Genomic DNA, 11,691 nt, shown 5'->3' on the forward strand with positions numbered 1-11,691 from the left:
ACGCCGAAGGGCCCGGTCCCCGTCACGGGGGCCGGGCCCTTCGGCGTCCGGGCGTCAGCTCGCCTGGGGTTCGAAGTCCCAGTACGGGCGGTTGCGGGCGCGGGCGGAGATGGTGTGGACGTGCTGCCTGCCCAGCGTGGCCTCCAGGTCGGACAGGGCCTCCTGCTCGACCTTCTCGGCCTGCTGCCGGGAGCGCAGACCGCGCAGGTCGGCCGCGTGGGCGATCCGGGCCGACAGGGTCAGCGGGTGGGTGCGGCCGAGGGTCTCGGTGGCCCGGGTGACGGTGATCCGGCTCAGCTCCGCGGCGGACTCCGTCTCCCCGATGAGGTTGCGCAGCGCGGAGGCGTTGATGGCACAGCCGAGCGTGTAGGGGTGGTACTCGCCGACGGCGCCGGTCATGTCGGCCAGTGCCTGCTCGATCAGGACGTGGGCGGCCTCGCGCTCCCCGACGTTGCGCAGGACCAGCGCCTGGTTCGCCCGGGCGCCGACCGTGAACGGGTGCCCCTCCGCGAGGAGTTGCTCGTAGCGGGCCAGGATGGACTCACTGGTCTCGCGGGCCAGGTCGATGTCACCGTGCTCGCGGTTGAAACAGCTGTGGCTGACCGCGGCGGACAGCGTGCGCAGGTGGTTCTCGCCGAGTTTCCGCTCGTACCCCTCCAGCACCTGGGTGAGGAGCGTCCCGGCCGAGGCGCGGTCCCCGGTCCGCAGCCGGCAGAGCGCGAGGTTGAGCTGGGCCCGCAGCGCGTCCGGGCTGCCCAGGCCGCCGACGTGGCTGTACTCGCGGACGGTCCGCAGGTGGTTGGACTCGGCCTCCGCGTAACGGCCCAGCAGCCTGAGGTCGACGGAGTAGGACACCTCGGAGAACAGGGTCATCAGGTGGCGGCCCGTCAGCACCAGGCGCCGGGTCTCCAGGGTCTGCCGGTCGGTCTCCATGGCCTCTTGGTAGCGGCCCATGAGCCGCAGCGTGTACCCCTTGTTGTTGAGGGCGTTGAGGGTCCGGGAGTCCTGCTCGCCGAGGAGTTCCCGGTAGGCCGGGTACAGCCAGTCGTCCAGTTCGAGGGCCTCCTCGTAGCGGGCCAGCTCCCGCAGGTCGGCCCCCAGCCCGTTGGCCGCCCGGAGGTACTCCAGGGACCGCTCGCCGCCCCGGCGCAGGTGCTCCATGGCTTCCCGGTCGATCGCCTCGGTGTCCTCGAACCGGCCCGCCGACCGCAGCAGGTTGGCGTAGTGGTGCGTGGCCTCCCACACCCGCGTGTCCGACTCGCCCAGCAGCTCGCGCCAGGCGTTCACGGTCCGCCTGCCGAGTTTCCAGCCCGAGGTGTACTCCCCCGCCCACCACATGTACCGCAGGCAGTTGAGGACCAGGTTCTGCACCTTGCGGTCCGTGCTGTTGAGGACGTCGGCGTACTTCAGGTGCGGTACGAGTTCCGCGTACGCCTCCCAGTTGCGGGTGTCGGTCGGACGGCCCGGGTCGGCCTCGGCCAGCGCGCGGCGCACCACGTCGATGAACTCCCGCCGGCTCGCCTCCGGCATGTCCTTGCCGACGATCTGGTGGACCATCCGGTGGAGGTACACCGCTTCACCGGGAGAGGGGATCTCCTCGGAACCGGCCTCGTGGGACTCCAGCCGGACCACGGAGTACTGCCGCAGCTGGTTGATCGCCTTGTTCCACAGCAGCGGGTCGTCGAACAGCCTGGTCAGCTGCTCCGGGAGGTCTTCGGTGGACATCTCCCGCAACAGGCGCACCGGGATGAAGCCCGGTGCGAAGAAGGTGCACAGGCGCAGCAGGTCGACCGACTCCGGGACGGTCTCGCGGAGCTTGTTCAGCAGTATCGCCCACGCGGTCTGGAAGGCCAGCGGGAAGTCGGCCGACACCTTGACGACGTCCGGGTCGACACCGTCCTCCAGCAGGGCGATGTAGTCGTCGACGGAGAGGTCCGAGTCGTTGAGCCAGCCCGCCGTCTGGTCCAGCAGCAGGGGCAGGTCCTCCAGTGCCTCGGCGAGCTGGTCGGCCTCCTGCTCGGTCAGCCTGGGCGCGCGGCGCCTGACGAAGGCGACCGACTCGTCACGGTCGTAGACGTTCACCTCCAGCAGCTTGCTGTTGTGCTCGCTCCACTCCGGGTTGCGGGAGGTGATGATCACGTGGCCGGGACCGGTCGGGACCAGGTCCCAGATCTGTTCGGGCTCGTCGGCGCCGTCCAGGATCAGCAGCCAGCGGGAGTACGGGGTGCCCCGGCGCAGCGCGTCGCGGACCGCGCGCAGCCGTTCGCCGTACTCGTCGCCGGTGGCGAGACCGAGTTTGGTGGAGAGTTCCGCGAGGACGCGGCGGTAGGTGACCCTGCTCTCCGCGTTGACCCACCACACCACGTCGTACTCGGAACCGAAGCGGTAGACGTACTCGGCGGCCAGCTGGGTCTTGCCCACCCCCGGCATGCCGTGCAGCGTGATCACGCCCGCGCCGGGCTCGCTGCCCTGGAGGAGGTGGTACGCCTCGTTCAGCACCGGTTCCCGGCCCGTGAAACGCGTGTTGCGGCGCGGTACCCCGCCCCAGACCTCCGGCATCGCGGCCGGGAAGCGCGGGCCGCGGGAGCCCTCCGCCGGCGGGCGGGCCTCGCTGGGCAGGTCGAGCCGGTCGAGCAGGCGGCGTTCCGCCTCGTCGGCGCCCATGTTGGTCAGGTCGACCGGCGCCAGGACGGCGATGGCGGCGGGCACCTGGGAACTGGTCACGGACACCGCGGCGAACTTGGCGGGGTCCGGCGCGACCACCTCGCGCAGCGCCGCGTTCCACTCCTCGAAGGTCCGGGGGCCGAGCTGGAAGTACCGCTCGCTGACCAGGATCAGGACCCGGCCCTCGGCGAGCGAGAGCCCGCGCAGCAGGTCCACCAGGGTCTCCTCCGCCGGGGAGTCCCAGCGCACGTAGACGACCCGGACCCCGCGCCGCTCCAGCCTGTCCCCGATCCACGCCGCCCAGGCCCGGTTGAACCCGGCGAAGCTGATCGTGACGGTCTGCCTCGCGGCCCCCCTCTCGGTCGGCCTGACCGGCGTACGAGTTTCAGACATGCGACGGCCTCCACGCGTAGACATAAAATCCTAGAACCTCGGTGCGGCTCTGGGGAGTCGGGCGACCTCGGAACCGAATACCTCAGCCTGTCGATCTTTGCGCAGCGGGGCCTGAGAAGTCGTCATTTCAGTGCGATTCCCCACGGGGCTGACGCTGTGTCCACAGCGCGCGTACCGCCTTCACGTACGCCTGCGCACGCGCCGTGTGCCCCGAGGGCGCCGGATGCGTGGCGAGCCGTTCGTGGGCGGCGGCCATCTCGTCCACGAACCGCCGGCCCACCGGCGTCAGGTCGGGCGAGGCGACCAGGGCCGGCAGGGCCGCCCCCACCTGGGCGTGGTAGCGCGCGTACTGCGCCCACGCGGTCGCGCTGTGCGCCGGTTCCGCGTCGAGCGCCCGGCGCTGGAAGAAGTCCGCGAGGGCGAGGTGCGAGTAGGCGCCCTGGAAGAGCCCGTCGTACGGCCGCGGGTCCGGGCGCCAGGGGGCGAAGTAACGGGCCTCGGGTCCCGCCCGGTGCAGTTCCACCATCTCGCTGAGCGCGGCCAGTTTGGTGTGCTGGAACTCGTGGACGAGGGTCGCCGCGAAGGCGGCCGGGGTGGCGGGGAAGCTGCTGAGCAGCGCCCCGAACGCCTCACGCCGGGTTCCGCTGCAACTGCCCCGGCCCGCCGAACCCGGTGGCATCTCCAGCGGGACCAGGCACCGCAGCAGCGCCAGCGCCTCGGTCAGCCGTCCCTCGCCGCCCGTTCGCAGGACGGCGGCCGTGCCGGTCCAGCTCTGCAGCCACCGCTTGCGTTCGGCGTCGTCCGGGGCGGCCGGGCCGCTGAGGGCGTACTGGTCGGGTTCGCGGGGCGGGACGCGGTAGGGGTCGAGGTCGTCCAGGGGGACGGGGGCGGCGCCGGGTACCAGGCCGGGGAGCGCGTACGCCGAGGTCCAGGCGAGGGAGCCGGACCAGGCGCCGCTGCCCTGCTCCAGGAAGACGGACGTGCGGTCGAGTGTCAGCCGGCCCTGGCCGTACGCCACCCGGACCCGGGGGCCGGTCGTCCGCAGGGCTCCCAGCGAGGGCAGCACCAGCAGCCCGTCCCGGGCCGTCAGTTCCGTGCTGAAGCCGATCCCGGCACGGGCCGCGGCCACCGCCGCCACGGCACTGAAGTAGCCCAGGTCGTACGCGAGTTCACGGCGCCGCTCGTCGACGGGGGCCCCGCTGCGCGGATCGAGCGCGGCCAGACACCGCCGGGCCCAGGGCCCGAGCAGCGGATGACAGAGCCTGACCCGAGCCGCGGAGCCGGGAACACCGGCCGGTCCGAGGCCACCTGAGCCCTCACCCCACGCCCGCAAACCGGACGCGGCGGCCCCCACCGGGGAACCGTCCGCAGCACCCCGCCCCGGAGCCCCGGGCACACCGCCCCCCGCCGGAGCCCCGGACTCGGCGGCCCCTGCCGGGGAACCGGGTCCAGTGGCCCCCACGCCGGAGCCGGGGACACCGGTTCCCGCCGACGAACCGGGTGCAGCGCCCCCCACACCGGAACCGGGAACACCCGCCCCCACCGGCGAACCGGATACGGCACCCCCCACACCGGAACCGGGAACACCCGCCCCCGCCGACGAACCGGATACGGCACCCCCCACACCGGAACCGGGAACACCCGCCCCCGCCGACGAACCGGATACGGCACCCCCCAGACCAGAGCCGGGAACACCCGCCCCCGCCGGGGAACCGGGTACGGGGATCCACCCCGCGCCCCCGGGGACGCCCGCCCCCGGCGAACCGGGCGGGGCGGTCCCCTCCCGAGCCGGGCGGAGAGCGGTTCCCGCCGAGGGGCCGGGGGTGGCGGCTGTCGTGGTGCGGTCTGCCTCGGTCAGCAGGGTCCAGTCGGCCCGTAGTCTCGCCTTCGCCGCCGGTGGGCACAGTGCGGGGTCCGCCGCCTGTACCGCGTCCAGTACCGCGCGCAGCAGGAGCAACCGCCGGGTGTCCTGGTCCCGGATCAGCAGGGCGAGCGTGTCGGCGCCGCCCTCCGTGCGCCCGAGTTCGGCGAGGGCCGGTTCCGGGACCGCCGGAAACATCACGGGGTGCCCCCTTCGCGAGAGGCCGGGGCGGGCACCGCGTCCGCGGTGAGCCGGCCGGACACGTGTCGGATGAGACGCTGCAGGTCGGCGCAGTACACCGAGGGGTTGCGGAAGCCGTGTCCGGCCCGGTAGCGGTGGGCGTAGTGGCCGCCGCCGCACACGGACAGCAGCGGGCAGGCCCGGCAGTCGTCGGCGAGGGCCGCCGCGCCCGTCTGGCGGGCGGCGACCCCCGGGTGGCGTGCCGCGTCGTCGAAGGTGTGCCGGAAGACGTCCAGGCCGGTCCGGGCGGCGCCCTCGTACGCCGACTTCAGCGAGTCCACCTGCTCGATCGTCCCGTCGGTCTCCACCACGAGGGCGTCGAAGGGGGCCAGCCCCAGCGACTCGGTCGCCGCGGGCAGGCCGAGCAGCAGGGCGAGGCACTCCTCGAACAGCCGGACCCGGGTCTCCCGGCGTCCCGCCGACCACCAGCGGTCGAAGACGGCGCAGAGCCAGTCGCCGTGCCGGGCGTCCCCCCAGTGCGGGGGCGGCGCCGACCAGTTGCCGTGCGGCAGGAGCAGGTCAAGGGCGGGCGGCCGGAGTTCGAGGAGGGAGTCGTACGTCTCCACCGGGTCAAGGGTCGGGTCGACGACGGTGAGGACGCCCGCGTACGACGCCGGGAAGCGCTCGGCGACCAGGCGGGCCCCGCGGGCCGCGGCGGGCCAGGACGGCCGGCCCGCGTGATCGACGCGACGCGCGTTGTGCTCGGCGCGGCCGCCGTCGAGGCTGATGCCGATCCGGATGCCGTGCCGGGCCAGGACGGTGAGGCGGTCCTCGGTGAGGAGGGTCGCGTTGGTCTGGACGGTGGGGCGGACCGCGCAGCCGGCGGGCAGCCGCGTGCGGACGGTCTCGGTGAAGCGGGCGAGGGTGCCGGCGCCCGCCAGCAGCGGCTCGCCGCCGTGCAGGACCAGGGAGACCGTGGTCAGGCCGTGGGTACGGGCGTGCTCGGCGATGCGGTCGGCGGTGCGGTCCAGGACGGCGGGCGCGGCGGCGGCGGGGCGGGTGCGCCAGGTGCTGTCCGGGCCCTCGTAGAGGTAGCAGTAGGTGCAGGCCAGGTTGCAGCGGCCGTGCACCTTGACGATGAACTGGCGGAAGGGGTGACCGGTCGTGGACACTCCAGCACCCCCATGCCGTACGCCTTTCCCGCCGTATCAGGCCGCTTTCCCGGTCGGAGACCGGACGCAAACCCGCTGCGATCGAAATCGCCTTTTTCTGATTACATTTGACCGAACCCGACCGACCGGCACTGCGGCAGATGCCTCACAACGTGCCCAAGGTCCGTTTCACATCGCGTTGTTGAAGCCCCAGAGCATCTCGCTGGGCCGCTCCGTCCGTTCCCGTAGAGCGTCCAGCACCTCGCGCAGGACCGGATGCTCGACGGTCCTCAGCTCCTCCAGATCCAGCCCGAGCAGATCCGGCAGGGGCTCACCCGTCTCGTCCCGTTCGCTCATGTCCCCGTTCCCCTCCCGTCGGTTGCGCGTTCAGTCCAGCTCGGCCAGCCGGTCGGCGGTGTCCCGAGCCGTCGGTGCTCCCGTGGCCAGCGTGCCCTCCGGCAGCCGTGACCACTCCGTGCGGGCGGCGCGGTACGCCTCCCGGGCGGCCCGTGGGCGCGCGGCCGCCTCGTAGGACATACCCCGCCAGTGGTGGGCCTGAGCCCCCAGCACCACCGCTTCCTGCCGGCCCCGCTCGGTACGGGCCACCGCCTCCGCCTCCCGGGCCGATTCGGCGGCGAGCCGGAACGCGTCCACGGCCTCGTCGAGCCTGGCCGGACGGCCGAGGCTGCGGTAGGCCTCGTACTGGGTCTGTCCCAGATCGAGCCGGCAGCGGACGGCCAGCAGCGGATCGTCCGCGGCGGCCGCCGCGTGCGCCGCGAGCCCGAAGAGGTGCTCCGCCTCCCGCAGGTCCACGCGGTCGCCGCGCTGCCGGTAGCGCAGGATCAGGGCGCGGCCCAGCAGCAGCAGCCGGTGCCCGGTGTCGGGGTGGCCGACCGGGGTCTCCCGGCGGCAGTCCCGCAGGACCCGGATCGCCTGGGACAACGGCGCCCACGCCCGGTCGCCGCCCTCCGCGGCCGCCCGGCGCAGCAGGGCCTCGCCCCACTCGGCCAGGACCTGGGAGTAGCCGGGGTCGTCCCGCGGCATGTCCGCCGCCGCGCTCGCGAACGCGTCCGCCGCGTCCCGGAGTTCCCGCGGGTCGCCGGTCTCGGCGTGGCGGGCGACCCGGATCCGCCCGGCCCGCAGGTGCAGGGCGGCCCGCTGACCGCGCCTGCGGGTGACCGCGAGGCTCTCGTCGACCCGGTCCTGGGCCTCGTCGAGGGCGCCGCCCGCGCGCAGCAGGGCGTCCACCAGGTCCAGTCGCACCCGGACCCGGTCCGGGGCCTCGACGCCGGACTCCAGGGCGTCGCGCAGCGAGCGCGAGGCCTGTTCGGCGTAGCCGCGGGCCTGTTCGGGGTCGGAGGTGTCCTCGGACAGACGCAGCAGGACCCGGCCGTGGGCCAGTGGCAGTTCGGGCGGCCGGTGCCTGCGGTCCGGCCAGGCGTCGGCGAACGCCTCCAGCATGCCGACCGCGCCCTGGAGCAGCGCGCTGTCCCCGCCCAGCCGCCACTGCGCCTCCAGCGCGCCGACCCGCTCCAGCGTCAGCCGCAGCGCCTCCTGCTGGTCGAGGTCGGGGGCGCCGCAGGCCACCGCGTACTCCCGGTCGGCGCGGCGCAGCAGGTCGAGGGCGCCGGCCCGGTCGCCGCGGCGCCTGCGATCGGTGGCGGCGGCCCCCAGCACCCGGGCCACGACCGCGCGTTCGCGACGCGCGTGCGGGTGCGCCACGGCCCGCTCCGCGGCCTCCTCCGCCTCGCGCAGCAGGTCGGCGCCGCCCTGCACCTCCCACAGCCGCAGGGTGCAGACGGCGTACTGCGCCCACAGCTCCGGGTCCGCCCCCGGCGGTTGCTCGTGCTCGGTGGCGCCGCGCAACAACTGCACGGCGTCGATGAGGTCCTGCACCATGCCCTCGGTGTCGAACCGGACGAGCAGCGCGCGGGCCCGGCCGACGGCCTGGTGGGTGGGGCGCTCTCCCGGCCGTACGGCGCTGTCCCGGCCGCCGTAGAGACGGAACTGCTCGGGCAGCGGCATGAAGCGTTCGAGCACCCGGGCGGCGACCTCCGCGAAGGGCTGCGGGACCAGGGTGGCGTCGCCGTTGTCGCCGTTGCGGGCCGGGTAGCCGGTGCCCGGCGGGGGGTACGGGCGTCCTGGGCCGCCGTCGCCGAGCTGGGCGAGGGCGAGGGCCGGGAAGTTGGGGCCGCCCTTGCCGAAGCGCTGCTCGATGTACTCGGAGCAGTGCTTGAGGACGAGCAGGGCCTCGTCACGGCCGAGGGTGGACAGCAGCGCCTCCTGCACCTCGGGCTCCGTCTCGTACCACTGGGTGCCGTCCGGGCCGTGGTCCTCACGGGCACGGGTGACCAGGCCGCCGAGCAGGACCTCGGCGAGTTCGGAGGGGCCGGAGTCGGGCAGCATGGTGCGCTGGACCAGCTGCATCACCGGGAGGCAGAGCGGGGCCGCCGCCAGGTAGACGGCGAGGCGGCCGGCGCTCGGGGAGGCCGTCGACCGGAACCTGCTGACCCGCTCGATCGGCGACAGGGCGCGCCCGGGGCGGGTTGTCGGGGCGGGCGGCTGGTCCGCGCGCACCCAGCCGACCGCGCCCGCCACCGGCCCGGCGCCGATCCCGGCGAGCAGCCTCGCCCATGCCCCGAGCGCCACCGGCTCGGGCGGCAGCACCGGCACCGGTACGGCACCCCGCGGACCGCCGACGACGCCCCCCGCCGGGGTGCGCACCCGGAGCGCGGTGGCACCGCCCAGCGTCTCGCCGCGGCTCAGCTCCCCGTAGGTGACCGGGAGCCGGGTGCGGCTCCACATCCGCTGCGGCAGCGGCTGGAGCACGGCGACCGGGGCCTGCCGGGACAGGTGGTGCAGCAGCCGGTGGGCACGGCCGCTGCGCCACAGCGGTCCGGCGCAGTCGCTGACCAGGACGGTGATACGGCGCCCCGTCGGGTCGCTGAGGCGGTCGGCGGTGTGCAGCGGGGCCGCGTGCACGTCGGCGCTGCGGCCGACCGTGGCCTCGCCGTCGGGGCCGGCGTGCAGGTGGCTGATCTGGATGTCGGCGAAGGCGCCCAACTGGCTGAAGACCTCGACCAGTTCGGCGAACATGCGGTCCCAGACCCGCATCGACGGCGAGGCCTCCAGGACCAGTTGCAGTCGGGCGTCACCCCGGGTCACCGCGCGGTACACGGGCAGGATCAGGCCGCCCGCGCGGGCGCTCTGTTCGGCGGTCCCCGTCTCGTCGAGTTCGGTGCGCAGCGGCGGAGCGGCGCTGCGGTAGGCCTGCAACGGCCGCAGAGCGCGCTGGAGTTCGAGCGGCGCGGGCAGCGCGGGCGCCGCCGGCACCCCGACCGGCAGTCCGGCGATCCGGCCGGCCGCCGCGTCGCGCGGGATCCCGTGCTGCTGCGGCACCGGGTACAGCGCCGCCCGGCGCTCGGCCCCGCCCTCCCCGGCGACGGCCGCCGGCGGTCGGACCGGCCGGTTCCCGCCCCCCGAGGACTGAACGTCCCCCGGCCGCGCCATCGGCGGTACGACGGCCCCCACGGCCGGCCCCGGCCCGGCACCGGTGCCCGGCGCACCGTCCGCAGCCTCGCTCCCGGACCGCGCATACCGGGCCAGCCACAGGGCATCACTCAGCCCCTCGGCATCCGGATCGAGCCCGACCTCCCGCAACCGCCGCACGAACTCGGCCAACGGATCACCGTCGCCCCCGGAACCACGCCCCGGCTCGGCCGGAACCTGCCCCGAGCCGCCCTCCCCCACCTGCCCCGGCCCAGCCGTGACTTCCCTCGGTGCGGGCGGAACGTGGTCCGGGTCGGGGGAACCCTGGCCGGAGGCAGGCGGGGCGGGGTCCGGGTCGGGAGGGATCTGGGCAGGGGCCGACGGGGAGGGGCCCGGATCGGGTGAGTTCTGGCCGGAGGCGGGTGGGACGTGGTCCGGGTCGGGAGGGACGGGGCCGTTTCGCGGTGTTGCGTCCGGCATCAGCGGCTCACCTCGGGCGGTCGAGCCGCTGGATGAGCAGGTCGGCGAGGCGGTCGCGGCTGGGCGGGGCGGCCGCGTCGGTGAGGTAGATCGCGTTCAGCAACTGGTCGGTGGCGAGGAGCTCGCTGCGGGAGCGCTCCAGGAACCGGTTGATCAGGTCGTCGCCCGCACGTGCCGCCTCGTCGCCGAGGTGCGCGCGGACGAACGTGGCGAGCCGGTTGTGGTCGGGGCGGTCCAGCTGGAGGTGGATGCAGCGGCGCATCAACGGAGCCGGGAAGTCCCGTTCGCCGTTGCTGGTCAGGACCACGAACGGGAAGGCGCGGCAGCGCACCCGGCCGTCCCGGACCCGCACCTTGGTGCCGTCGGCGGTGAGCACCTCCGCCTCGCCGTCCGGCAGCCGGTCGGCGATCCGCTGCAGCTCGGGTATCTCGAACTCCCCTTCCTCCAGCACGTTCAGGAGGTCGTTGGGCAGATCGATGTCGCTCTTGTCGAGCTCGTCGATGAGCAGCACGCGAGGCGTGTCGGAGGGGAGCAGGGCCGTGCCCAGGGGACCGAGGCGGATGTAACTGCCGATCGCCTCGACGGCACCCGGGGTGCCGCCCGCCGCGCCGTACCCGCCCTGCGCGGCGATCTGGACGTCCTGGAGCCGGGCGATGGCGTCGTAGTGGTAGAGGCCGTCGCGCAGCGCGGAGCGGCTGACGATCGACCAGCGCAGCACGTCGCCCAGGCCCAGTTCGTACGCGACGGAGTGCGCGAGCGTGCTCTTGCCCGCGCCCGGACTGCCGGTGACGAGCAGCGGACGGCGCAGGTAGAGCGCCGCGTTGATCATCTCCAGTTCCTCGGCGCCGGGCCGGTGCAGCTCGGCCAGGTGCCGGTGCGCGCCGAGCCTGCGGTCCCGCGAGTCGTCGCCGCCGTCCGCCGCGTCCCGGCCGGAGAAGTCCCGCCAAGGGGGCGGCGGGGGCAGCCTGTTCATGCCGTCGTGGGGTTCCCCGGCGCCTCGGTAGATGAGCCACTCACTGGATTCGGTCATGTCCGGTCCTCGTCGTCACTCGTCCGTCCCGTACCCACGGCAGCCGTCGAACGTGCTTCACGTTATCGACCATCAGGACAGCCCGTAAGGGCCTCACACCGGGCGCGCGAGTTCACGGCGCCTCCAGCAGGTCCCCCGCACCGGGCAGGGGTTGGTGCGGATCGTCGTACAGGAGAGCGATGTCCTTGGCCCAGAACGCCTCCGTGAGCCCCTCGCGCACCTGTTTGCGCAGGCCGTGCACCAGGTCGGGCAGTGCCCAGGCACCGTCCGCGTCGTCGACGGTCATCCTGGCGCCCCGGTGGAACTCCCCGCACACGGAGTCCGTACGGCGGCTCCAGCGCCGCCACAGCACCACCCCGTACCCGGCCCGGACGATCCGGCCGAGGGCGGTGGCGTCGTCCGGATAGCGCAGGTCGCCCTGGCGGCACAGCACCGGGACGGTT

Annotated in this window: 6 protein-coding genes and 1 pseudogene; all 7 read right to left on the reverse strand. The window is 74.4% G+C overall.

The genetic code is table 11. The annotated features are described in order from the left end of the window. Positions 1 to 54 precede the first annotated feature (54 nt). Positions 55 to 3,057 (reverse strand): FxSxx-COOH system tetratricopeptide repeat protein, encoded by a 3,003-nt coding sequence (gene fxsT, locus ABZ646_RS27860; protein WP_360524421.1) that lies wholly within the window; start codon positions 3,055 to 3,057, stop codon positions 55 to 57. Between the two features lie 127 nt (positions 3,058 to 3,184). Beyond that, positions 3,185 to 4,411: an HEXXH motif-containing putative peptide modification protein gene (locus ABZ646_RS27865; RefSeq protein ID WP_360524424.1), complete on the reverse strand. Its 1,227-nt coding sequence runs from the start codon at positions 4,409 to 4,411 to the stop codon at positions 3,185 to 3,187. 704 nt (positions 4,412 to 5,115) lie between these two features. Next, entirely contained in the window at positions 5,116 to 6,270 is a 1,155-nt protein-coding gene (locus ABZ646_RS27870; RefSeq protein WP_360524427.1) for an FxsB family cyclophane-forming radical SAM/SPASM peptide maturase, read from the reverse strand. Positions 6,271 to 6,438: 168 nt separating this feature from the next. Next, the gene (fxsA, locus tag ABZ646_RS27875) at positions 6,439 to 6,606 is read right to left on the reverse strand and encodes an FxSxx-COOH cyclophane-containing RiPP peptide (RefSeq protein WP_360524430.1); all 168 of its coding nucleotides are present in this window, start codon (positions 6,604 to 6,606) and stop codon (positions 6,439 to 6,441) included. Between the two features lie 30 nt (positions 6,607 to 6,636). Continuing rightward, complete coding sequence (locus ABZ646_RS27880) at positions 6,637 to 10,218, reverse strand: SAV_2336 N-terminal domain-related protein (protein ID WP_360524433.1); 3,582 nt, start codon at positions 10,216 to 10,218, stop codon at positions 6,637 to 6,639. 7 nt (positions 10,219 to 10,225) lie between these two features. After that, positions 10,226 to 11,248, reverse strand: coding sequence for a MoxR family ATPase (locus tag ABZ646_RS27885; protein ID WP_360524436.1), 1,023 nt, complete (start codon positions 11,246 to 11,248; stop codon positions 10,226 to 10,228). A gap of 112 nt (positions 11,249 to 11,360) precedes the next feature. Beyond that, positions 11,361 to 11,691, reverse strand: a pseudogene (locus ABZ646_RS27890) (serine protease); the annotation flags it as partial.

Source organism: Streptomyces sp. NPDC007162, assembly GCF_040634175.1.
Taxonomy (GTDB): Bacteria; Actinomycetota; Actinomycetes; order Streptomycetales; family Streptomycetaceae; genus Streptomyces.

Bases quoted from the DNA above. Each gene is read 5' to 3' on its own strand.
- fxsA (WP_360524430.1), bottom strand. From the start codon at position 6,606: ATGAGCGAACGGGACGAGACGGGTGAGCCCCTGCCGGATCTGCTCGGG.
- fxsT (WP_360524421.1), bottom strand. From the start codon at position 3,057: ATGTCTGAAACTCGTACGCCGGTCAGGCCGACCGAGAGGGGGGCCGCG.
- ABZ646_RS27880 (WP_360524433.1), bottom strand. From the start codon at position 10,218: ATGCCGGACGCAACACCGCGAAACGGCCCCGTCCCTCCCGACCCGGAC.
- ABZ646_RS27885 (WP_360524436.1), bottom strand. From the start codon at position 11,248: ATGACCGAATCCAGTGAGTGGCTCATCTACCGAGGCGCCGGGGAACCC.